The sequence below is a fragment of the Caenimonas aquaedulcis genome, assembly GCF_015831345.1.
Classification (GTDB): Bacteria; Pseudomonadota; Gammaproteobacteria; order Burkholderiales; family Burkholderiaceae_C; genus Ramlibacter; species Ramlibacter aquaedulcis.
Genome location: NZ_JADWYS010000001.1, coordinates 3,710,749 through 3,730,924, shown reverse-complemented (window position 1 = coordinate 3,730,924; position 20,176 = coordinate 3,710,749). Strand labels below are relative to the sequence as shown.

Below are 20,176 nucleotides of genomic sequence, written 5' to 3'. Positions count from 1 at the left end.
CGTGCCTCTCGTAAAACGCGACGTGGCAGCCAGCATAAACGCATCGCGGCGCGCGCGAGTGCGCGGATAATCGCCCGCATGCGAATCCGCTTCACCAAGATGCAGGGCGCGGGCAACGACTTCGTAGTGCTCGACGAGACCCGCGCGCTGCTCGGACTCACGCCCGCGCAGTACCGCTTCCTCGCCGACCGGCATTTCGGCGTCGGCGCCGACCAGGTGCTGTCCGTGCGCCCCTCCCCCGCCCCCGGCATCGACTTCGAATACGTGATCCACAACGCCGACGGCGGCGAGGTGGAGCAATGCGGCAACGGCGCGCGCTGCTTCGTGCGCTTCGTGCGCGACAAGCACCTGACCGAGCGCGACAGCGTCAAGGTGCAGACGCGCTCCGGGCTGATCGAACCCAGGCTCACCGCCGACGGCCGCGTCACGGTGGACATGGGCCCGCCCGTGTTCGATCCGTCGAAGGTCCCCTTCGACGCCGCCGGACTGTCGCCCCAGCCCGACGGTTCCTGGGAAAAGTGGCACCTGGCGCTCGGCACGAGCGCGGACGCGGCGATGATCTCCGTCGCCATCCTGTCCATGGGCAACCCGCACGCGGTGCAGGAAGTCGGCGACGTGGACACAGCCCCGGTGGGAACGCAGGGGCCGCTGGTGGAACACCACCCGCGTTTTCCCAACCGCGTCAACGCAGGCTTCATGCAGGTGGTGAGCCGCTCGCGCATCCGCCTGCGGGTGTGGGAGCGCGGCGCCGGCGAAACACTCGCGTGCGGCACCGGCGCGTGCGCGGCGGTCGTGGCGGGCATCCGGCTGGGCCGGCTCGACGCGCGCGTCGATGTCGAAACGCGCGGCGGCCCGCTCACGATCGAATGGGCGGGCGGCAGCGCCCCGGTGCTGATGACGGGGCCCGCCGTCACCGTGTTCGAAGGCGAAATCGAGGTACCCGAATCATGATGAAAACAGACGGAATGAACCCCATCACCGAGGACGACATCGCCAACTACCTGGCGAACACGCCCGACTTCTTCACGCGCCACGCGCAGCTGCTCTCCGAAGTGCAGCTCACCAGCCCGCACGGCAGCCGCGCGGTGAGCCTGCAGGAGCGGCAGGCCGAGATGCTGCGCGAGAAGATCAAGGCGCTGGAGCACCGGCTGATGGACATGGTGCGCCACGGCAACGAGAACGTCGTCATCGCCGACCGCCTGCACCGCTGGGCCCGCAACCTGTTCCAGGTGCAGTCGGGCCGCGCGCTGCCGGCCACGATCTCCGCGGAGATCAAGCACCAGTTCATGGTGCCGCAGGTGGCGATCAAGGTGTGGGACGTGGACAGCCGCTACGGCTCCGAAGTCTTCGCCGAAGGCGTGAGCGAGGACGCCAGGAGCTTCGCCTCCTCGCTCACGCAACCCTACTGCGGCGTGAACTCCGGCTTCGAGGCCGTGAATTGGCTGGACGACCCCGCGATGGCAATGTCGATTGCGCTCATCCCCCTGCGCGAGGTCGCGTCCAACAGCACCGGCCCCGCCTTCGGCATGCTGGTGCTCGCCTCGCCCGACCCGCAGCGCTTCCAGAGCGGCATGGGCACGGACTTCCTCGAACGCATCGCGGAACTCGCGGGCGCGGCGCTGTCGCGGCTTCGCGCCAAATAGCGCGGCCATGGAACTCGTCGAGCGCTACCTGGAGCACGTGCGGGTCGAAAAGCGGCTCGCCGCCCGCACCGTCGAGCTCTACGCCCTCGACCTGCACAAACTCACCGGCAACGCGAAGCAGGCGGGCGTGGAGCTCACGCGGGTGCAGAACGCGCACATCCGCCGCTGGGTCGCGCAGATGCACGGCGCGGGACGCAGCGGGCGCGGCATCGCGCTCATCCTGTCGGGCTGGCGGGGGTTCTATACCTGGCTGGGCAAGCAGGGCCTGGTCGAAAGCAACCCCGTGCAGGACGTGCGTGCGCCCAAAGCGCCCAAACCCTTGCCCAAGGCCCTGGGCGTCGATGACGCGGTGCAACTCGCCGAACACCAGGATGCCGACGCCGACCCCTGGCTGGAAGCGCGGGACCGCGCCATCGTCGAGCTGCTCTACGGATGCGGCATGCGCGTCGGCGAGCTCGTGGGGCTGGACATCTCCGCCGGCAAGGAGGCGCGCGGCTGGATCGACCTGCAAGCGGGCGAGGCGCACGTGCTCGGCAAGGGAAGCAAACGCCGCACCGTGCCGGTCGGCGGCAAGGCGCTCGAGGCCCTGGCGCACTGGCTGGCGCTGCGCGATCCGGCGGGCAAGGTCGCACAGCCCGCCCTCTTCATCGGGCGCAACGCAACGCGCCTCACCGCGCAGTCCGTCTGGCAGCGCCTGAAGCGCCGCAGCCTGATGGCGGGCCTGGCGACGCCGGTGCACCCGCACATGCTGCGCCACTCCTTCGCGAGCCACGTCCTGCAGTCGAGCGGGGACCTGCGCGCCGTGCAGGAATTGCTGGGCCACGCGAACATCACCACGACGCAGGTCTACACGCGCCTGGACTTCCAGCACCTGGCCAAGGCCTACGACGCCGCGCATCCGCGCGCGCACCGCAAGACCCGCTGAACCTCCGGGCGCGGCCGGGTGCCGATAATGGCGTCATGGTGCGTCCAACCCAATATCTCCATGCGCAGCGCGAGCCGGTGACGCCGCGCCCCGCCGCGACGGTCCTGCTGCTGCGCGACAGCGCGCGGGGCATCGAGGTGCTCATGACGCGCCGCTCGCCTACCGCGAGCTTCGCGCCCGGGGCGTACGTCTTCCCCGGCGGCGCGATCGATGCCGCCGATGCACAGGCTCACGCATTCGCCGCGCGGCGGCCCACACAGGATGACGTGCGGCTCACGCAGGCCATCGCCGCCATCCGCGAGAGTTTCGAGGAGCTCGGCGTGCTCATTGCGCGGCACGCCGACGGCCGCGCGCCGGATGACAAGGATCTCGCCGCCCTGGATCGCCGCCAGCCCTTCTTCGAACAGATGCGCGGCCGCGGGCTCGTGCTAGCCGCCGACCAGGTCTACGTGCTCGCGCACTGGATCACCGACCGCGACCTCCCGCGCCGCTTCGACGTGCCCTTCCTCGTCGCCCGCATGCCGGTGGGCCAGACGCCGGTGGCGGACGAGGCGGAGCAGTTCGAGCCGGTCTGGGTGCGCCCGGCCGACGCGCTGTCGCGTCACGAGGCCGGCAGCTTTTTCATGATCTTCCCGACGATCCGCACGCTGCAGCGCCTCGCGAAATTCGACACCGTCGACGCCGTGCTCGCCGCCTGCGCGAGCGAGCAGCCGCTCTGGACCAGCTGCCCGCGCGCGGGCTTCCTGAACGGCGCGGACGCGCGCTACATGGAGCACGAGATGCCCTTCGGGGAGCTCGAACTCGTGAGCCCCGACGGCCAGGCCGTGCACCATCTCGACTGGCGCACCGACCAGGCCGTGCCGCTGCTGCGCAACATCACGCGCGTCACCGCGCCGAATCCCGGCGTGATGACCGGCCCCGGCACGAACAGCTACCTCGTCGGCGACCCGGACACCGGCTACATCTGCATCGACCCGGGACCGGCCGATGCCGAGCACCTCGAGCGCATCTGGCGCGCCGCCAATGGCGACATCCGCCTGATCGCCTGCACGCACTCGCATCCCGACCATTCGCCCGGCGCGAAGCCGCTGCAGGCGCGCTGCAAGGCCAAGCCGCCCATCCTCGGCCTGCCGTCGGCGGCCACCGCGCGCGCCGCAAGCGAATTCACGCCGGACCGAGCATTGGCCGACGGCGAAGAGCTGTCCGTCGAAGGCGGCGGCCATCGCCATACGCTGAAGGTGATCCCCACGCCCGGCCACGCGGCCAACCACCTGTGCCTCGTGCTGCTGGAAGACGGGCTGCTGTTCTCCGGGGACCATGTGCTCAACGGCAGCACGACGGTGGTCGACCCGCCCGATGGCGACATGAACGACTACCTCGAGTCGCTCGACAAGCTCCTCGCAGCCTGCAAGACCTACGGCATCGACTTCATCCTGCCCGCGCACGGGCACGTGCTCGGCTTCGCGCCGAAGGCGATCGCGCACCTGAAGGCACACCGGCTCCAGCGCGAAGCGAAGATCGTCGAAGCGATGCGCAAGCGCCCGCAGGGTGCGCTGGAGGACTGGGTGGAGCTCGCCTACGACGACGTCCCGCCACGCATGTGGCCCGTCGCCAAGCGCTCGCTGCTTGCGCACGTGCAGCGCATCGAGGCGCTGGGGCTCGCGAGGCAGGATGGCTGAGCCGGAGCGCCTGTCCAAGCGCGTCGCCGCGATGGTGCCGTGCTCGCGCAGCGAGGCCGAGGCCTTCATCGAAGGCGGCTTCGTGCGCGTGGACGGCCGCGTGGTCGACGTGCCGCAGCATCGCGTGGGCGATGAGCGCGTGGAGATCGACCCGAAGGCGAATGCGGTGCCGGCCGAACCCGTCACGATCGTGGTCAACAAGCCGGCCGGCGTGACGTCCGAGGAAGCACTGGCCTCGCTGAACGCCGGCAATCATTTCACCGAGGCCGGGCACGGCGGCGCGCCGCGCATCCTCAAGCGCCACTTCCTGCACCAGACGCAGCTGCTGCCCCTGCCGACGCCCGCGAGCGGCCTGATCGTCTTCAGCCAGATGCGCGGCGTGATCCGCCACCTCACCGAGGACGCGCTCACCACCGAGCAGGAACTCATCGTGCAGGTCGACGGCAAGATCGCCGACTACGGCCTCGTGCGCCTCGCGCATGGCTTGAAGTTCGAGGGCCGCGCCCTGCCGCCGATTAAGGTGAGCTGGCAGAACGAGACACGGCTGCGCTTCGCGCTCAAGGGCATCGCGCCGGATTTCGTGCCGTGGATGTGCGAGCAGGTGGGCCTGCGCGTCACCGCCGCGAAGCGCATCCGCATCGGGCGCTTTCCGATGGCGGGCCTGCCGGAGGGCCGCTGGCGCTTCCTGGCGGCGGGCGAGCGTTTCTAGGGATTCGCGTTGCTACACTGGTCAGCGCCCAGGGAGGAGACAGACCAGAATGAAAAGCAAGCCATCAGCCGCGGTTGACCGCATCGACACGCGCGCGACCGGAACCGGCATCCAGCCTTATCCCCTGGAATTTTCCGGCTCGGGCCCGGAATTCTTTCGCGTCTGGATCGTGAACCTGCTGCTGACGATTGTCACGCTCGGCTTCTATACGCCCTTCGCGCGCAAGCGCACGGCGCAGTATTTCTACGGCCATACCCTGGTGGCCAACAGCCCGCTGGAATTCACGGCGCAGCAACGCAAGATGGTCTTCGGCTTCCTGTTGCTGGTCGTCCTCTACGTGGCGTTCAAGTTGTTGGCCGAAACCGGCCAGGACACGTGGGCCGCGCTGTTCCTGTTCACGGGTGCCGCGCTCGCACCCTATTTCTGGGCCAGTGCCATGCGCTTCAGGCTCGGCGCCACGCGCTGGCGCGGCGTGCGCCTGCAGTTTGCCGCCGGCTGGGGCGAGGTCTACAAGGCGAGCTGGCCGGTGTTCGCTGCCGCCGTCGTCTGGATCGGCGTGGTGGCCAGCCTGCAAATGCTCGCCCCCGGTGCGCGGGCGTCCGGTGCGGGCATCGGGCGCCACCTTCTCATCGTCGCGCTGCTGGTGCTCGGTGTCGCCCTGATCCTGACCTTGCTGTGCGTCATCCGGCTCGAATACAACTACAAGGCGCTGCTGGTCTCGCGGGCCTACGCGGGCGCGCAACCCGGGCGCTGGAAGCCCGTCTACGGCGACTTCGTGCGCATCTGGCTCGCGACGCTGGGGGTGTTGGCGGGAGGCGCGCTGGCCTTCGCGCTGGTCGCCTCCGCGGCGATCGCAAGCGGTGTCGCATTCGCTCCCGCGAAGCGGGACGGGCTCGCGGTGGTGCTGGCAATCGTCGCCGGGTTGCTCGCGATCCTCTTCGCGATAGTCGTCGTCACCTCGCCGGCGCGGGCGTATCGGGAAGCGCGCATGTTCCAGCTGGTCTGGAACAACGTGGGTGTCAGCACCATCGCCCGCTTCAAATGCAATCTGCGGGCCCGCCGCTACGTGCTGCTGCGCATGAAGAACATGGTGCTAACGATGCTCACGCTCGGCTTCTACCGGCCCTTCGCCCGCGTGAGCGAATACCGCATGAAAACCGAGTCCGTCACGCTGCATGTCAAGGGCGGGCTGGACCAGCTGGTGGGCATGCTGGCGCAACAGCAGGATGGGCTGGGCGACGCGCTCGCCGACGCCGTGGGGCTTGACCTGATTGGCTGAAGCGCACGTGCCCCAACCCATTCCAGGACGCTGGTTCGACGGCAGGAGCACGCGGCCGCGACCTTGCCACGTCACGCTGCGGCCAGGCGGCAAGCTTCCTGCGCTGGTGCTGCGCGACGATGCGGACGGCGCCATCCTGGAGATCGCGGGCAGCGATGTGGGGTGGCCCGAACGCTGGAGCACGACCCGCGCGCCCCGCACGGTGGTGGCCGATCTTCGCGATCACGGCAGCCTCGAAGTCGACGACGTGGCGGCATGGCAGGCGGCGCTCGCCGCGGCGGGCGGAAAGCCGCCGCTCGCGCAGCGCATGCAGACGCGCTGGCCCGTCTTTGCCGTTGTCATGGCGGTCGCCGCCGTCGCGCTGGTCGCGTTCTATCGCTGGGGCACGCCTTGGGCCGCGACCCAGGTCACGCGCCAGGTTCCCCTCGCGTGGGAAACCGAATTGTCCCAGCGCGCCCTGCGCGACCTCGACGCGAACTTCCTGAAGCCCAGCAAACTGCCCGCCGCGCGGCAGGCGCAGTTGCGCGAGCGCTTCGATGCGCTGTCGCGCCAGGTCGGGCCCGCGATGCAACCGTATCGCGACTACGCGCCTGGCCTGTCGCTTTCCTTTCGTGGCGGCATGCCGCCCAACGCGTTCGCGCTGCCCGGCGGGACCATCGTGATGACCGACAGCCTGGTGGAAATCGCGCAGCGCCGCGGCCTGGACGACGATGCGCTGGCGGGCGTCCTGGCCCACGAAATCGGACACGTGGTGCATCGCCACACCACGCGAATCATCGTCGAACAGGCCGTGCTGAACGTGGGACTGGGCCTGGCGCTCGGCGATGTCTCCACCCTGGTGTCGATGGGCGGCTCGCTGCTCACCGGCCTGGCCTATCGCCGCGGGCACGAGACCGAGGCGGATTGCTTCGCCGCGGACCTGATGCGCCGGGCCCGCGTGCCGACGGCGCCCATGGCCGACCTGCTGCTGGGCATGGAGCAGGACCGCGGCGCCACTGCCGGGGGCGAGCGGGGCGGCGGCTTTTCCGACCTCCTGAGCAGCCACCCGGCGACCGCGCAGCGCGCCCGCGACCTGAAGGCGGGGCACGCCGAAGCCTGCCGAAAATAAAGTGTGAAGTCCGCCGGTACGCCGGATTCTGTGACGCCCGGTTTCCCGGGCGCGACCGTCATTCCTCTGGGCCGGGGGTCGCCCCCACGGCTCGGTGCTACCTACCCGCCAGCTCCGCGGAGCCACATCGACGCTGGCCTATTTGGTATTGCTGCGCGTAGAGATTGCCCGTTTCACCCGCCATGGTTGCCCACGGCGACTCGTCTCTGTTGCTCTGATCCTCACCTCACGGTGGACAGGTGTTACCTGCTACGCTGCCCTTTGCAGTCCGGACGTTCCTCCAGTGCCAGGTTTCCCATGCGGCACCAGCGACGGCCTGGCGGGCTTCACGAGCGGTATTATCCGCGCTTCGCTTTGCCTGATAACCACGGGCTTCGAACACCATGATCCGACTCTCCGAAATCAAGCTCACGCTGGCTCAGGCGGAGCAACCCGAAGCGCCGCTGCTCGCTGCCGCAGCCGGCGTGCTCGGCGTGCCGCAAGGCGACATCTCCCGCGTGCAGGTCTTCAAGCGCAGCTTCGATGCCCGCAAGGCGGACCTGCTCGCCGTCTACATCATCGACGTGGCGCTCGCCGATGCCTCCCGGGAGCCCGCGATACTCGCGAAGCTCGCGGGACGCCCACATATCGCCGCAACGCCGGACATGGCGTGGCATCCGCCGGTGCAGGCCACCGCGCCGCCCGCGCTGCGTCCCGTGGTCGTCGGCTTCGGCCCCTGCGGCATCTTCGCGGCGCTGGTGCTCGCGCAGATGGGCCTGCGCCCCATCGTGCTGGAGCGCGGCAAGCCCGTGCGCGAACGGACGAAGGACACCTGGGGCCTGTGGCGCAAGCGCCTGCTGCATCCGGAGAGCAACGTGCAGTTCGGCGAAGGCGGCGCGGGCACGTTCTCCGACGGCAAGCTCTACAGCCAGATCAAGGACCCGCGCCATCTGGGGCGCAAGGTCATGAACGAATTCGTGAAGGCCGGCGCGCCCGGGGAGATCCTCTACGTCGCGCACCCGCACATCGGCACCTTCAAGCTCGTGAAGGTGGTGGAGAACATGCGCGAGCAGATCATCGCGCTGGGCGGGGAAGTGCGCTTCCAGCAGCGCGTGACCGACCTGCTGCTCGAGGGCGAGGGAGATCACAAGCAGCTGCGCGGCCTCGCCGTGCTGGACGTGGCGACCGGGGAGACGGGTGAGCTGCGCACCGATCACGCCGTCCTTGCGCTGGGCCACAGTTCGCGCGACACCTTCGAGATGCTGCATCGCCGCGGCGTCTTCCTGGAGGCCAAGCCCTTTTCCATCGGCTTTCGCATCGAGCATCCGCAGGGCGTGATCGACCGCGCGCGCTGGGGGCGTCACGCGGGGCATCCCATGCTCGGCGCCGCCGATTACAAGCTGGTGCACCACGCGAGCAACGGCCGTTCGGTCTACAGCTTCTGCATGTGCCCGGGCGGCACGGTGGTGGCCGCGACGTCGGAGCCGGAGCGCGTGGTGACCAACGGCATGAGCCAGTACTCGCGCAACGAGCGCAATGCGAATGCGGGCATCGTGGTGGGAATCGACCCGGCGGACTATCCCGGCGGTCCGCTCGCGGGCGTGGCCTTGCAGCGCACGCTGGAATCGAACGCGTACGTGCTCGGGGGCGGCACGTACGAAGCGCCGGGGCAGCTGGTCGGGGATTTCATCGCGGGCAAGGCGAGCACGGCGCTGGGAAGTGTCGAGCCGTCGTACAAGCCCGGCGTGAAGCTCGGGGACCTGCACCAGGCCCTTCCGGAATACGCGATCACGGCCATTCGCGAAGCGCTCCCCGCTTTCGGCCGCAAGATCAAGGGCTTCGACATGCCCGATGCGGTGCTCACCGGCGTCGAGACACGCACGTCCTCCCCGCTGAAGATCACGCGCGGCGAGGACTACCAGAGCCTGAACGTGCGCGGCTTGTATCCCGCCGGGGAGGGAGCGAGTTACGCGGGCGGCATCCTCTCGGCGGGGGTGGACGGAATCCGCGTGGGCGAGGCGGTGGCGCGGGGAATCGTTTCGGGGTGACCGATATACTTCGCCCCTTTCAAAGGGGAGTGGAAGTATGTCTTTCGGTCGTCTGACCCACGCGCTCTGCGCCTTCGTACTCGTGCAGCTCGCAGGCTGCGCTTCGTTCGAGTTCGCCAAACCCATGCCGGCCCAGACCCAGGTCGTGGGCGTCCGCGTCTCGGGAGAGGAATTGTCGGGTTGGAGCGACCTTCCCATCGGCGTCTATCGCGTGCCCGAGAGCCAGGTCATCATCTCCGGCCATCAAAAGGGCCAGGCCGCGGGCATGCTCTTCGGCCTCGTTGGCGTGGCCATCGCGCATGCAGCCAACGCGAGCGCCGGCGCCGACGCCGTGCGCGACGCGGAGAAGCAGCTGCACATCCACCTGAACGAGCCGCTGAAGGCATCGATCAACGGCTTGCTGTCGTCGGGTGCGTTCGGCGCGAAATTCGCGGCCGACTCCGCCGCAGGGCCCCGCCTCCAGCTCACGCCCGCGCTCGTGCTGTCCTTCGTCAACGACAGCGACGTGCGTCCCTACGTGATCATTCGTACCTCGCTCGTCGGCACCGACGGCAAGTCGCAGTGGAACACGCGCTACATCGCATCGACCGGAGAGTCCCACGCGTTGCTGGGCACCGGTGGATGGCTGGAAAACGACGCCTCGCTCCTCAAGGCCACCGTGCAACGCAACCTGGACCTCGCGACCCGCGCACTGGCATCCGACGTGAGCCGCCCGGCGCCGCGCGATGACAATCGGATGCATGTGGTGCAGACGCACTATCCGTTCGTGAAGCCCAAGTTCCAGTCCCCGGGATACCTGCTGGCCGAAGACGACGCGACGCTGACCTTCGTACCCCGGATCGGGGACATCATCGTGTTCGCCGGCGTCAATGTGCTCGACAAGAAGGCCGTCACCGTCCGCCCGAAGGAAAAGGACGAACCCATGATGACCAAGCCGGTGGAAGAGCCGAAGAAGTAGACGTTACCGGGGTCGCAAAAAAGCCGCCCGTGGGCGGCTTTTTTTCGCAGGGCGCTTCAGGCCGCGGCGGCCTGCAGCGCCGCGATGCGCTCCTCGATGGGCGGGTGCGTGGAGAAAAGCTTGCCCACGCCCGAGGTGATGCCGAAAGCCTGGATCGCCTTGGGCAACTCGCCGGGCACCATGCCGCCCAGGCGCGCCAGCGCATTGATCATCGGCTGCTTGCGCCCAAGCAGCGTCGCCGAGCCTGCATCGGCGCGGAATTCGCGCTGGCGCGAGAACCACGCGACGATGATCGCGGCAGCGAAGCCGAACAGGATATCCAGGACGATGGTCGTCACGTAGTAGCCGATGCCGGGGCCGGAGCGGCGGTCGTCGCCGCGGTTGAGCCAGCCATCCACGAGGTAGCCGATCACGCGCGACAGGAACACGACGAACGTATTCATCACGCCCTGGATCAGCGTCATCGTGACCATGTCGCCGTTGGCGATGTGCGCGACTTCGTGGCCGATCACGGCTTCCACTTCTTCACGCGTCATGCCCTGCAGCAATCCGGTGGACACCGCGACCAGCGCGCTGTTCTTGAAGGCGCCGGTGGCGAAAGCGTTGGGCTCGCCTTCGAAGATGCCGACTTCGGGCATGCCGATGCCGGCCTTGTCGGCGAACTTGCGCACGGTCTCGACGATCCACGCCTCGTCGGCGTTGCGCGGCTGCTCGATCACCTGCACGCCTGCCGACCATTTGGCGACAGGCTTGGAGATGAGCAACGAGATGATGGCGCCGCCGAAGCCCATGACGGCCGCGAAGGCGAGCAGCATGCCGAGGTTCAGCCCGTTGGCCGTGAGGTAGCGGTTGACGCCCAGCAGGCTCGAGACGACGCCGAGCACGACGACGACCGCCAGGTTGGTGAGCACGAACAGAACGATGCGTTTCATGTTTCTCCGATCAGCAAGAGTGCAGGAAGGTTCACTCCGCAGCGCAAATGAGGCCTGGGGACCCCATTTCAAGCGGGCGGATGGACAGGCGGCGATGTTGTTGTGGGGCCGGAGGGCCTGGATTCTTGCTGCCGCGCGGGACGGAAGACCCGTGCGTCATCATAGAAGGAAAAGTCCGCGTTCTGCGGGGCCCAGCCGGGGACGCCCATCACGGGAAGGGGCATGAACGGCTTGACGGCCAGGCGCTCCGGCGTGAGCTGGCTGGCCAGCCACGGGTCGGCCCGGTTCGCGCCACCAGCGGGAGCGGGAGCGGCCCACACATGCGCCGTGAGGTTCTTGCGGGGCCTCACGAGCTTTTCCAGCAGGGCGTGGCCGACGATGGTCAGGCGGGCTTCCTTCCAAACCGGCCGCAGTTCCATGAACAGCCGGCGCCAGTCGCGTGCTTCCAGCGCCTCCCACAGGACGGCCGGCGCATGGAGGATGGCGCCGTTCTCGTCGAACAAGGTCGCGGCATCGCGGACGGGGCCGCGGGCGGCGCCGGTGCCGTGCGCCGCGATGTGCCCCGCGTGCACCGCGTTCAACCGCGCCTTTGCGAGCGGCCAGGCCCGCCACGCGAGGCCGTTGAAGAAGTCGTGCAACCCCTCGCGCACCGGGCTGGACCGCGCTTCGAACACATGGCGTTCGTAGGGTACGCCCGGGGGAAGCGCGGAGGCCGGAGTAAATCGCACCGGCGCCAGACCGCCGTCGTTCAACGCGTCGTGCAGTGCCGCCCCGCCCTGCACCCGGGCCACGACCCGGGCGCCATCGGTTCGCCAGGGCTCGAACCACGGCGCGCCGGAATCCAGCACGGACAGTGCGTCATGCCAGCGCGCGGCCGCCATGCGGTCAACCGCCCAGGAATTCCACCTTGCTCGGGCGGGCGGCAGGCGTCAGGACGAACCACTCGGGATGCTTGCGAAACAGCTTCAGGGAGCTCGCATTGCGGCCGAGCAACTGCTCTTCGCGCAGCGCGGTGGCGGCCTGGTTCAGCTCCATGCGCTCGCCGCGCCGCAGTTCCGGCAGGGCGTCGAGGATGTCCTGCACTTCGTCCGGAAGGACGGGCCGCCCGGACGACGCGGGAACGGGTGCCGGCGCCGGGGCCGGAGCCGATGCGCGCGCCGCCGTGCGCGAGGGCGCGGGTCGCCGGGGCGAGGCGGCCGCGGGCGACTTGTGCGGCAGGTCGATGAAGGCGTCGTAGACGGACTTCGTCTCCTCGCCCGTCTTGCCTTCCTGGCCGATGCCGCAGACGCGGCAGCCCTTCTCGCGCAGGCGGATCACGAGCGGCGCGAAGTCCGAATCCGACGACACCAGCACGACCAGGTCCGGGCGTTCGGCCAGCACGAGGTCGAGCGCATCGACGGCCAGGGCGATGTCGGTGCTGTTCTTGCCCGCCGAGAGATTGACCATCGGCCGGATCGAGAAACGCTTGAAGAACGCCTGGTGCTTGAGCGCCATCTCCGCGTTGCAGTAGGCGCGCCGCACGTGCACGGCGCCGTGCTCGGCCATCGTGCGCTGCAGTGCGTGCTCCATCACGTCGACCGAGACGTTGTCGGCGTCGATCAGCAGCATCACGCGGTGGGATTGGTTCATGCCAGCCTCCATTGGAGCGGCTCGCCGGAGCGCAGCGGCTTGAGTTGCGCCTCGCCGAAGGGATAGCTTTCGGGCGGCGTCCACGTTTCGCGCCTGAGCGTGATCGTGCCGGTGTTGCGGGGCAGGCCGTAGAAATCCGCGCCGTGGAAGCTTGCGAAGCCCTCGAGCTTGTCGAGCGCGCCCGCCTTGTCGAACGCCTCGGCATACAGTTCCATCGCGGCATGCGCGGTGTAGCAGCCCGCGCAGCCCGTCGCATGTTCCTTCAGGTGCGCCGGATGCGGTGCGCTGTCGGTGCCGAGGAAGAATTTCGGGCTTCCGCTCGTCGCCGCTTCCACGAGCGCCAGCCGGTGCGTTTCGCGCTTGAGCACCGGCAGGCAATAGTAGTGCGGCCGGATCCCGCCCAGGAAGATCGCGTTGCGGTTGTAGAGCAGGTGGTGCGCAGTGACCGTCGCGCCGGTGAACCGGTCCGCGTCGCGAACGTACTGCGCGGCGTCTTTCGTCGTGATGTGTTCGACGACGATCTTGAGCTCCGGAAGGTCACGCCGCAGCGGGATCAGGTGCTTGTCGATGAAGACCGCTTCGCGGTCGAACAGGTCGACGTCCTGGGAGGTGACCTCGCCATGCACCAGCAGCGGCATGCCGGCGCGCTGCATCGCCTCGAGTGTCTTGTAGGTCTTGCGGATGTCCGTGACGCCCGCGTCGCTGTTGGTCGTGGCGCCGGCAGGGTAAAGCTTGACGGCTGCGACGCCCGCTTCCTTGGCGCGCCGGATCTCGTCGGGCGGCAGCATGTCCGTGAGGTAGAGCGTCATGAGCGGCTCGAACTTCACGCCGGCGGGTACGGCGGCGAGGATGCGCTCGCGGTACGCCATGGCCTGCGCCGCCGTGGTCACGGGCGGCTTCAGGTTGGGCATGACGATCGCGCGGCCGAACTGTGCCGCGGAATGGGGAACGACCGTCTTGAGCGGCTCCCCGTCGCGCACGTGCAGGTGCCAGTCGTCGGGGCGGGTGATCGTGATTTGGGGGGACATCTCGCGATTGTCCCACTGCACGGCCGCCCGTCAGTGCTGCAGGATCTTGTTCAGGAAATCCTTGGTGCGGGCCTGCCGGTTCTCGGGGTGCGCGAAGAACTCTTCCTTGCTGCAGTCTTCCAGGATGCGGCCGCCCACGTCGATGAAGATCACGCGGTTGGCGACTTTGCGCGCAAAGCCCATTTCGTGCGTGACGACCATCATCGTCATACCTTCCTTGGCGAGGTTCACCATGACGTCCAGCACTTCGCCGACCATCTCGGGGTCCAGCGCGGAAGTCGGCTCGTCAAACAGCATCACGATGGGGTCCATCGACAGCGCGCGGGCGATCGCCACGCGCTGCTGCTGGCCGCCGGAAAGCTGCCCTGGGAATTTGTCCTTGTGCGCCATGAGGCCCACGCGATCGAGCATCTTCAGGCCGCGCACCTTGGCCTCGTCGGCGGTGCGCCCCAGCACCTTCACCTGCGCGATCGTGAGGTTCTCCGTGACCGAGAGGTGGGGGAACAACTCGAAGTGCTGGAACACCATGCCCACGCGGCTGCGCAGCTTGGGCAGGTCGGTCTTCGGGTCGGTCACGCGGGTGCCGTCGACGATGATCTCGCCCTTTTGCACCGGCTCCAGCGCGTTCACGGTCTTGATCAGCGTGGACTTGCCCGAACCGGACGGGCCGCACACCACCACGACGTCGCCCTTGTTGATCTTCACGGAGCAATCGGTGAGCACCTGCACCGGCCCGTACCACTTGGAGACGTTCTTGATATCGATCATGGCAATACCTTGTTATCGGATGATGGCGATCTTCATCTGCAGCCGCTTGACGATCCACGAGAGGCTGAAGCAGATGACGAAGTAAAGCACGGCGGCGAGGATGTAGGACTCCCGCGTGTGGCTCAGGTTGGCGCCCGCGACGCTGAAACCGTGCAACAGGTCGTTGGCCGTGATGATGTACACGAGCGAGGTGTCCTGGAACAGGATGATGGTCTGCGTGAGCAGGATCGGCAGCATGTTGCGAAACGCCTGCGGCAGGATCACGAGCTTCATGTTCTGGCCGTAGGTCATACCCATCGCCTGGCCCGCGTACACCTGGCCGCGCGGGATGGACTGGATGCCGGCACGCATGATCTCGCTGAAGTAAGCGGCTTCGAACGCGATGAAGGTGATCACCGCCGAGAGTTCCGCGCCGATCGGCTTGCCGACGATCATCGGAACCAGCAGGAAGAACCACAGCAGCACCATCAGCAGCGGGATCGACCGCATGCCGTTGACGTAGATGGTGGCGGGAATCGTCAGCAGCTTGATGCCCGACAGGCGCATCAGCGCCAGCAGGGTACCGAAGAAAATACCGCCGAGCGTGGCGACGGCCGTCAGCGCGAGGCTGAAGTAAAGCCCGTGCAGCACGTAGCTGCGGAAGACTTCCCAGGTGAAGACGGAAAAGTCCAGCATGCTAGTGCCCTCCCGCGCCGGTGCTGGCGACGAAACCGGGGACCCGCACCCGCTTTTCGATGAAGGTCATGATGCGGTTGATCGCGAACGCGGAGATCACGTAGAGAAGCGTGACAGCCATGTAGATTTCGATGCCGCGCGAGGTTTCCTCGCCGGCTTGCTGTGCGAAGAAGGTCAGCTCGGTGACGGACACGGCGAATGCGACCGAGGAATTCTTGAAGATGTTCATGCTTTCGCTGGTGAGCGGCGGCAGGATGATGCGAAACGCCATCGGCAGCAGGACATAGCGGTAATACTGCGGCGTCGTGAAGCCCATGGCCATGCCGGCGTAGCGCTGGCCGCGCGGCAGCGCCTGGATGCCCGCACGCACCTGCTCCGCGATACGCGCGGAGGTAAAAAGCCCCAGCCCCATCACCACCAGCACCATCTTGGGCGTGTCGGCGAAGACGGGAATCAGCACCGGCATCACGTGGTACCAGAGGAAGATCTGCACCAGCAGCGGGATGTTTCGAAAAAGCTCCACCCAGGCATTGGCGAAGCGCGACAGCCACGGGCTGTTCGGCAAGGTACGGACCGTGCCGATGATCGAACCCACCACCAGCGCCACGATGAGCGACAGCAGCGCAACGATCACCGTCTGTCCCCAGGCGGCGAGCAGCCACCCCAGGTAGGTCTGCTGGTCGCCCGAGCTGAAGCACCCGGACACGGGCGCCTTGTCGATGGTGTCCAGGCAGAACACCTTCCAATCCAGGGCCATCGCTCCTCCTCGTTTTAATTGAAAGCGCCCCGGCGCAGGCCGGGGCGGTGCACGTCAGAGCTGTCCGTGCTTACTTGTTGAACTCTTCGGCCGGCTTGTCGTTCGGCGCCTTGAGCAGGCCGGTGAGGATTTTGCCCATGGGCAGGTTCACGCTGGTGTTCTTCGGGGGGATCGGCTGCATGAACCACTTGGTGTACAGCAGGTTCAGCTCGCCAGCCTTGATCGCGCCCTTGATGTAGTCGTCGACGGCCTTCTTGAAGTTCGGGTCGTCCTTGCGGATCATGATCGCGATCGGCTCGACGTTCAGCGTCTCGCCCACGATGGCGTAATCCTTCGGGCTCTTCGACGAAGCGATAAGGCCGGCGAGGATGTTGTCATCCATCACGAAGGCGTCGGCACGGCCGGACTCGAGCAGCAGGAAGCTGTCGGCGTGGTCCTTGCCGTAGACCTCGGTGAAGGTCAGGCCTTCTGCGCGCTTGTTCTTGCGCAGGAGCGCGACGGAGGTCGTACCCGTGGTGGTCGCGACGGTCTTGCCCTTCAGGTCGGCGATCGACTTGATCTTGGACGTGGCTTTCACCGCCGTGCGCACTTCGGTCACGTAGGTCGTGAGCGCGAAGGAGACATCCTTCTGGCGCGTGGCGTTGTTCGTGGTGGAGCCGCACTCGATGTCCACGGTGCCGTTCTGCACCAGCGGGATGCGGTTGGCGGAGGTGACCGGCAGGTACTCCACGGCGGCCGTCGGCACGACGGCCTTCAGGATGCGCTGGCAGAGTTCCACGTGGTAGCCCGTGAAGCGGCCGTCACCCAGGGTGTAGGACAGGGGGGCGGAGGATTCGCGCACGCCCATCACCACCTTGCCGGCGGCCTTGGCCTTGGCGATGGTGTCGTTCGCCTGCGCGAATGCGGCGCCCGTGGCGACGGCGGCGATGGCGAGTGCCAGCAGTTGTTTCTTCATACGAAAGTCTCCTTGGGATGTCTGAACAATGAATTTAAACCAGGACCGTGAGGCTGATTCTAGGATTAGACGCGCCAGCGCCAGCCTGCGCTGTCAGGTGTTTCCAGTAGCACGGGATGTGCCAAGTCACGCCGGACCTTGCGGTTGGGTGAGCTTTTCGGGGACCAGCAGCGCCTCGATTTCCTCGCGGGTGAGGATGCCCAGGGACTGCGCCACTTCGTCGATGGGCGCGCCCGTGGCGATCGCCGTCTTGGCGATCAGCGCCGCCTTCTCGTAACCGATGATGGGGTTGAGCGCGGTGACCAGCGTGACCGATTCGCGCACCCGGCGCGCCAGGAGCTCGCGATTGGGCTCGATGCCGGCCACGCAGTTCGTGTTGAGCGTCAGGCAGGCGTTCGACAGGTGCGTGATGCTCTTGAACAGGCTCCATCCCATGATCGGCTCGAAGGCGTTGAGCTGTAACTGGCCGGCCTCGGACGCCATCGTCACCGTCATGTCGTTGCCGATCACCTCGAAGGCCACCTGGTTCATGACTTCCGGGATCACGGGGTTGACCTTGCCGGGCATGATGGACGAGCCGGCCTGGCGCGGCGGCAGCCGGATGTCCCCGAAACCCGCCTGCGGGCCGCTGGACAGCAGGCGCAGGTCGTTGCAGGTCTTGGAAAGCTTGGTCGCCACCCGTTTCAGGACGCCCGACAGCTGGACGAAAGCGCCCGTGTCCTGCGTCGCTTCCACGAGGTTCTTCGCCTTGACGACCGGAATGCCGCTTTCCTGCGCGAGGTATCTGCAGGCGAGGTCCGCGTACGCACGCGGGGCGTTGATGCCGGTGCCGATCGCGGTGGCGCCGAGGTTGATTTCCTGGATGAGCGCGCGCGCTTCCCGCAGCCTCGCTTCGTCTTCCTCGATCATGACCGCGTAGGTGGAGAACTCCTGCCCGAGCGTCATCGGCACTGCGTCCTGCAACTGCGTGCGGCCGATCTTCAGGACCGACGCGAATTCCGTGGACTTCGCCTCGAAGCCGCGGCGCAGCGTCGCCATCGATTCCAGCAGGCCGTCGATGCCGATCCACAGCGCGAGCCGCACGGCGGTGGGGTAGACGTCGTTGGTGCTCTGGGACGCGTTCACGTGGTCGTTGGGATGCAGCACGTCGTACCGGCCCTTCCCGTGGCCCATCGCCTCCAGCGCGACGTTGGCGATCACCTCGTTCGCGTTCATGTTGGTCGAGGTGCCCGCACCGCCCTGGATCACATCGACCACGAACTGGTCATGGAACTGCCCGGCGATCAGCTTGTCGCAGGCGGCCGTGATCGCATCGGCCCGCTCGCGCGTCAGCATGCCCAACTCGGCGTTCGCCCGGGCGGCGGCCTTCTTCACGAAGCCGAAGGCGCGCACCAGTTCGGGCATGGCCGAAACCGGCGTCCCGGAAATCGGGAAGTTCTCCACCGCGCGCGCGGTGTGCACGCCCCAATACGCAGCAGCGGGGATCTGCTTTTCACCGAGAAAATCGTGCTCGGTCCGATGATGGGCTGGCATGCGCTTGGATGGGTGGTGGCGAATTGGCGCGAACTGTAGAGGCCTCACCGGTTCAGCGCCAATGCTGAATGCGGGCGGCGTTATGCACGAAATTTATAACCCATTTCCGGCGCTCATTTGAGGCCGTGATGGGTGGAGAGATACGTCCACAAGGCCTCGGCCGTTCCCTTGGGCGCGGCTTTCCCTACGGGTTTCTCCCGATACGCCCGCACGTCCATCGTCATTTCCAGGCCCTCGATGCCGGGCGGGGCGGCGTTGACCAGCTTGCGTGCCTTCATCTCCTTCTTCACAGCGCTGTTCGGCAGGAAGGCGACGCCATGGCCTTCCAGCGCCATCACCTTCAGGCCCTCGGCCATGTCGGTCTCGTACACGCGATCGAGGTGGATGGCGGTGGCGGATTGCTTCAGAATCAGGTCGGTGACCCGTCCCAGGTACGCGCCGGGCGCGTAGCCGAGGTAAGGCAGCGGCTGCCCCGCGCGGCCGGGCAGCTTGAACAGCGGCTCGCCGTCCGCATCGGGCTTGCAATAGGGCGCCAGCACTTCCTGGCCCAGCGTGACCATCTCGTAGCGGTCCGCATCGAGCTGGAAGGGCTGGGAGGCATGGTGGTAGCCGATGAAGATGTCGCAACCGCCCTCCACGAGGCGCATCACCGCGTCGTGCACGTTCAGCGCGATCAGCCGGCTCTTGATCGGCCCGAACTTCTCGCGCAGCGATGACACCCAGGCAGGGAAGAAAGTGAAGGCCAGCGTGTGCGGCACGGCGAACTCGATCACATCCTGCCCTGCCGCCGAGTGGCCGCGCAGCATCGCGCGCGTGCTTTGCAGGGCCTGCAGCATCTCGAGCGATTGCGAATAGAGCGTCTCGCCCGCGGGCGTGAGCCGCGTCGGGTACGAGCTGCGGTCGACGAGGTCGGTGCCTGCCCAGGCCTCCAGCGCCTGGATGCGGCGCGAGAACGCGGGCTGCGTCACGTGCCGCAACTGCGCCGAGCGGCTGAAACTGCGCGTCTCGGCCAGGCTCACGAAATCTTCCAGCCATTTGGTTTCCATGGCGCAGATTATGGGGACTGCGCGGCGCGCGCATCGCAGCTCACGCGATCCATCGGGAAGTCGATGCCGCGCAAGGTGCCGCCGCGCATGCCTTCGATGCGCGCGGCCAGTCGTGTCTCGCTCTCCATCCTGTACATGACCCGCTGCGGAAATTCGTGCTGCAGGTTCTCGAAGACGACCTCACGCTCGCCCAGCCGCAGCACGGGGAAGGCATCGGGCGGCTTGCCCGAGGGCATGGCGAAGAAGGTGAGCGCGCCGCCGGGGCCGGGGCGGATCTGCATGAACTCGTGCGACACCGTCCTGCCCTGCTTCACGGTGCGTCCCATGCCGAGCATGGAGTCGCCGGCGGGAGACATCCAGTGCTCCTCGGTGCCCGCTTCGGCGTCGGCGGCGCGCCAGCAACCGGCGAGCCACGCAACGCGCGACAGCTCGGATTGCGCGTACGAACCGGCGGCGCACGTTGCGATCAGGGCGGCCGTCACGATCCGGCGCGCCGAAGGTTGCGCAGCGCTCATGGCTGTCTCC

20 protein-coding genes and 1 other RNA gene are annotated in these 20,176 nt (G+C 67.5%); 9 read left to right on the top strand and 12 right to left on the bottom strand.

All coding sequences use genetic code 11. The annotated features are described in order from the left end of the window. The first annotated feature begins 78 nt into the window (after positions 1-78). From dapF to I5803_RS17905, 7 genes are read left to right on the top strand one after another with little or no spacing between them, the layout of a single operon-like run. On the top strand, positions 79-951 hold the full coding sequence (gene dapF, locus I5803_RS17935; RefSeq protein ID WP_196987685.1) for a diaminopimelate epimerase: 873 nt from the start codon (positions 79-81) through the stop codon (positions 949-951). A 14-nt stretch (positions 952-965) separates the two neighbouring features. Beyond that, the gene (locus I5803_RS17930) at positions 966-1,643 is read left to right on the top strand and encodes a DUF484 family protein (RefSeq protein WP_231402450.1); all 678 of its coding nucleotides are present in this window, start codon (positions 966-968) and stop codon (positions 1,641-1,643) included. A gap of 7 nt (positions 1,644-1,650) precedes the next feature. Next, a complete protein-coding gene (locus tag I5803_RS17925; RefSeq protein ID WP_196987683.1) occupies positions 1,651-2,568 on the top strand; it encodes a tyrosine recombinase XerC in 918 nt (305 codons plus the stop codon). 35 nt (positions 2,569-2,603) lie between these two features. Beyond that, positions 2,604-4,247, top strand: a complete 1,644-nt coding sequence (locus tag I5803_RS17920; protein WP_196987682.1) for an MBL fold metallo-hydrolase — start codon at positions 2,604-2,606, stop codon at positions 4,245-4,247. Beyond that, a complete protein-coding gene (locus I5803_RS17915; protein ID WP_196987681.1) occupies positions 4,240-4,956 on the top strand; it encodes a S4 domain-containing protein in 717 nt (238 codons plus the stop codon). The genes I5803_RS17920 and I5803_RS17915 overlap by 8 nt, the downstream gene beginning before the upstream one ends. A 49-nt stretch (positions 4,957-5,005) precedes the next feature. Then, the gene (locus tag I5803_RS17910) at positions 5,006-6,235 is read left to right on the top strand and encodes a YjgN family protein (protein ID WP_196987680.1); all 1,230 of its coding nucleotides are present in this window, start codon (positions 5,006-5,008) and stop codon (positions 6,233-6,235) included. A gap of 7 nt (positions 6,236-6,242) precedes the next feature. Further along, complete coding sequence (locus tag I5803_RS17905) at positions 6,243-7,343, top strand: M48 family metallopeptidase (RefSeq protein WP_354001684.1); 1,101 nt, start codon at positions 6,243-6,245, stop codon at positions 7,341-7,343. A gap of 1 nt (position 7,344) precedes the next feature. Here the strand turns inward: I5803_RS17905 and rnpB are convergent. Next, an RNA gene (gene rnpB, locus I5803_RS17900) (RNase P RNA component class A) lies at positions 7,345-7,671 on the bottom strand. A 55-nt stretch (positions 7,672-7,726) separates the two neighbouring features. Between rnpB and I5803_RS17895 the strand changes: the two genes are divergently transcribed. Both I5803_RS17895 and I5803_RS17890 read left to right on the top strand, forming a co-directional pair. Continuing rightward, positions 7,727-9,370, top strand: a complete 1,644-nt coding sequence (locus tag I5803_RS17895; protein WP_196987678.1) for an NAD(P)/FAD-dependent oxidoreductase — start codon at positions 7,727-7,729, stop codon at positions 9,368-9,370. 37 nt (positions 9,371-9,407) lie between these two features. Continuing rightward, positions 9,408-10,328: a hypothetical protein gene (locus I5803_RS17890; RefSeq protein ID WP_196987677.1), complete on the top strand. Its 921-nt coding sequence runs from the start codon at positions 9,408-9,410 to the stop codon at positions 10,326-10,328. Positions 10,329-10,384: 56 nt separating this feature from the next. Here I5803_RS17890 and htpX read toward each other — a convergent pair whose 3' ends face one another. From htpX to I5803_RS17835, 11 genes are all read right to left on the bottom strand, one after another. After that, positions 10,385-11,260 carry a protease HtpX gene (htpX, locus tag I5803_RS17885; protein ID WP_196987676.1) on the bottom strand — a complete coding sequence of 292 codons (876 nt, stop codon included), beginning with the start codon at positions 11,258-11,260 and terminating at the stop codon, positions 10,385-10,387. 68 nt (positions 11,261-11,328) lie between these two features. After that, on the bottom strand, positions 11,329-12,141 hold the full coding sequence (locus tag I5803_RS17880) for a DUF3025 domain-containing protein (RefSeq protein ID WP_196987675.1): 813 nt from the start codon (positions 12,139-12,141) through the stop codon (positions 11,329-11,331). Between the two features lie 4 nt (positions 12,142-12,145). Then, positions 12,146-12,889, bottom strand: coding sequence for an NYN domain-containing protein (locus I5803_RS17875; RefSeq protein WP_196987674.1), 744 nt, complete (start codon positions 12,887-12,889; stop codon positions 12,146-12,148). After that, positions 12,886-13,917, bottom strand: a complete 1,032-nt coding sequence (gene pyrC, locus I5803_RS17870) for a dihydroorotase (protein WP_196987673.1) — start codon at positions 13,915-13,917, stop codon at positions 12,886-12,888. Before pyrC ends, I5803_RS17875 begins: the two co-directional genes overlap by 4 nt. A gap of 30 nt (positions 13,918-13,947) precedes the next feature. Then, a complete protein-coding gene (locus I5803_RS17865; protein WP_196987672.1) occupies positions 13,948-14,685 on the bottom strand; it encodes an amino acid ABC transporter ATP-binding protein in 738 nt (245 codons plus the stop codon). 12 nt (positions 14,686-14,697) lie between these two features. Beyond that, positions 14,698-15,360 (bottom strand): amino acid ABC transporter permease, encoded by a 663-nt coding sequence (locus tag I5803_RS17860; protein WP_196987671.1) that lies wholly within the window; start codon positions 15,358-15,360, stop codon positions 14,698-14,700. Between the two features lies 1 nt (position 15,361). Then, complete coding sequence (locus I5803_RS17855; RefSeq protein WP_196987670.1) at positions 15,362-16,117, bottom strand: amino acid ABC transporter permease; 756 nt, start codon at positions 16,115-16,117, stop codon at positions 15,362-15,364. Positions 16,118-16,187: 70 nt separating this feature from the next. Further along, positions 16,188-17,072: an amino acid ABC transporter substrate-binding protein gene (locus I5803_RS17850; protein ID WP_196987669.1), complete on the bottom strand. Its 885-nt coding sequence runs from the start codon at positions 17,070-17,072 to the stop codon at positions 16,188-16,190. A gap of 126 nt (positions 17,073-17,198) precedes the next feature. Continuing rightward, on the bottom strand, positions 17,199-18,605 hold the full coding sequence (locus tag I5803_RS17845) for an aspartate ammonia-lyase (RefSeq protein WP_196987668.1): 1,407 nt from the start codon (positions 18,603-18,605) through the stop codon (positions 17,199-17,201). A gap of 113 nt (positions 18,606-18,718) precedes the next feature. After that, entirely contained in the window at positions 18,719-19,651 is a 933-nt protein-coding gene (locus I5803_RS17840) for a LysR family transcriptional regulator (protein WP_196987667.1), read from the bottom strand. 8 nt (positions 19,652-19,659) lie between these two features. After that, the gene (locus tag I5803_RS17835) at positions 19,660-20,166 is read right to left on the bottom strand and encodes a DUF6265 family protein (RefSeq protein WP_196987666.1); all 507 of its coding nucleotides are present in this window, start codon (positions 20,164-20,166) and stop codon (positions 19,660-19,662) included. Positions 20,167-20,176 lie beyond the last annotated feature (10 nt).

Bases quoted from the DNA above. Each gene is read 5' to 3' on its own strand.
- I5803_RS17845 (WP_196987668.1), bottom strand. From the start codon at position 18,605: ATGCCAGCCCATCATCGGACCGAGCACGATTTTCTCGGTGAAAAGCAG.
- I5803_RS17925 (WP_196987683.1), top strand. From the start codon at position 1,651: ATGGAACTCGTCGAGCGCTACCTGGAGCACGTGCGGGTCGAAAAGCGG.
- I5803_RS17895 (WP_196987678.1), top strand. From the start codon at position 7,727: ATGATCCGACTCTCCGAAATCAAGCTCACGCTGGCTCAGGCGGAGCAA.
- I5803_RS17840 (WP_196987667.1), bottom strand. From the start codon at position 19,651: ATGGAAACCAAATGGCTGGAAGATTTCGTGAGCCTGGCCGAGACGCGC.
- I5803_RS17915 (WP_196987681.1), top strand. From the start codon at position 4,240: ATGGCTGAGCCGGAGCGCCTGTCCAAGCGCGTCGCCGCGATGGTGCCG.
- pyrC (WP_196987673.1), bottom strand. From the start codon at position 13,917: ATGTCCCCCCAAATCACGATCACCCGCCCCGACGACTGGCACCTGCAC.
- I5803_RS17930 (WP_231402450.1), top strand. From the start codon at position 966: ATGAACCCCATCACCGAGGACGACATCGCCAACTACCTGGCGAACACG.
- htpX (WP_196987676.1), bottom strand. From the start codon at position 11,260: ATGAAACGCATCGTTCTGTTCGTGCTCACCAACCTGGCGGTCGTCGTC.
- I5803_RS17835 (WP_196987666.1), bottom strand. From the start codon at position 20,166: ATGAGCGCTGCGCAACCTTCGGCGCGCCGGATCGTGACGGCCGCCCTG.
- I5803_RS17860 (WP_196987671.1), bottom strand. From the start codon at position 15,360: ATGCTGGACTTTTCCGTCTTCACCTGGGAAGTCTTCCGCAGCTACGTG.
- I5803_RS17920 (WP_196987682.1), top strand. From the start codon at position 2,604: ATGGTGCGTCCAACCCAATATCTCCATGCGCAGCGCGAGCCGGTGACG.
- I5803_RS17910 (WP_196987680.1), top strand. From the start codon at position 5,006: ATGAAAAGCAAGCCATCAGCCGCGGTTGACCGCATCGACACGCGCGCG.
- I5803_RS17890 (WP_196987677.1), top strand. From the start codon at position 9,408: ATGTCTTTCGGTCGTCTGACCCACGCGCTCTGCGCCTTCGTACTCGTG.
- I5803_RS17880 (WP_196987675.1), bottom strand. From the start codon at position 12,141: ATGGCGGCCGCGCGCTGGCATGACGCACTGTCCGTGCTGGATTCCGGC.
- I5803_RS17850 (WP_196987669.1), bottom strand. From the start codon at position 17,072: ATGAAGAAACAACTGCTGGCACTCGCCATCGCCGCCGTCGCCACGGGC.
- I5803_RS17855 (WP_196987670.1), bottom strand. From the start codon at position 16,117: ATGGCCCTGGATTGGAAGGTGTTCTGCCTGGACACCATCGACAAGGCG.
- dapF (WP_196987685.1), top strand. From the start codon at position 79: ATGCGAATCCGCTTCACCAAGATGCAGGGCGCGGGCAACGACTTCGTA.
- I5803_RS17875 (WP_196987674.1), bottom strand. From the start codon at position 12,889: ATGAACCAATCCCACCGCGTGATGCTGCTGATCGACGCCGACAACGTC.
- I5803_RS17865 (WP_196987672.1), bottom strand. From the start codon at position 14,685: ATGATCGATATCAAGAACGTCTCCAAGTGGTACGGGCCGGTGCAGGTG.